We start from the raw sequence: 1,412 nt of genomic DNA, 5'->3' as shown, positions 1-1,412 counted from the left end.
GACCGGGTCGCGATCCACTTCGAGGGCGAGCCCGGCGACAGCCGCTCGATCACCTACACCGAGCTGAAGGACGAGGTCTCCCGCGCCGCGAACGCCCTGCTGGAGCTCGGCGTCCAGGCCGGCGACCGGGTCGCGATCTACATGCCGATGATCCCGGAGACGGCGATCGCGATGCTCGCCTGCGCCCGGATCGGCGCCACCCACTCCGTCGTCTTCGGCGGCTTCTCCGCGGACGCGCTCGCCACCCGCATCCAGGACGCCGACGCCAAGCTCGTCATCACCTCGGACGGCGGCTACCGGCGCGGCAAGCCGTCCGCGCTCAAGCCCGCCGTCGACGACGCCATCAACCGCGTCGACAACGTCGAGCACGTCCTCGTCGTGCGCCGCACCGGCCAGGACGTCGCCTGGACCGACGGCCGCGACGTGTGGTGGCACGAGCTCGTCGAGGGGCAGTCCGCCGAGCACACCCCGCAGGCGTTCGAGGCGGAGCACCCGCTGTTCATCCTCTACACCTCCGGCACCACGGGGAAGCCGAAGGGCATCCTGCACACCTCCGGCGGCTACCTCACCCAGGTCGCCTACACCCACGACGCGGTCTTCGACCTCAAGCCGGAGACGGACGTGTACTGGTGCACGGCCGACGTCGGCTGGGTCACCGGGCACTCGTACATCGTGTACGGGCCGCTGGCCAACGGCGCCACCCAGGTGATGTACGAGGGCACCCCCGACACCCCGCACCAGGGCCGCTTCTGGGAGATCATCCAGAAGTACGGGGTCACCATCCTCTACACCGCGCCGACCGCGATCCGCACGTTCATGAAGTGGGGCGACGACATCCCCGCCAAGTTCGACCTCAGCAGCCTGCGGGTGCTGGGCTCGGTGGGCGAGCCGATCAACCCCGAGGCGTGGATCTGGTACCGCAAGCACATCGGCGCGGACAGGACCCCCATCGTCGACACGTGGTGGCAGACCGAGACCGGCGCGATGATGATCTCCCCGCTGCCCGGCGTCACCGAGACCAAGCCCGGCTCCGCGCAGCGGCCGCTGCCCGGCATCTCCGCAACCGTGGTCGACGACGAGGCGAACGAGGTGCCCAACGGAGGCGGCGGCTACCTGGTCCTGACCGAGCCGTGGCCGTCCATGCTGCGCACCATCTGGGGCGACGACCAGCGCTTCCTCGACACCTACTGGTCCCGCTTCGAGGGCAAGTACTTCGCCGGTGACGGCGCGAAGAAGGACGACGACGGCGACATCTGGCTGCTCGGCCGGGTCGACGACGTCATGCTCGTCTCCGGCCACAACATCTCCACCACCGAGGTGGAATCGGCACTCGTCTCCCACCCCGCGGTCGCCGAGGCCGCCGTCGTCGGTGCCACCGACGAGACGACCGGACAGGCCATCGTCGCCTTCGT

At 69.8% G+C, this 1,412-nt stretch carries 1 protein-coding gene; it reads left to right on the top strand.

The genetic code is table 11. From position 1 onward, the window contains the following. A partial coding sequence (acs, locus tag ACZ4EG_RS46625; RefSeq protein WP_467795064.1) for an acetate--CoA ligase occupies positions 1–1,412 on the top strand: 1,412 nt, incomplete at both ends.

It is taken from the genome of Streptomyces sp. NPDC025638 (assembly GCF_055558775.1).
Note: the sequence above shows the minus strand (reverse complement) of the source record. Positions and strands in the feature narration are given on the sequence as shown.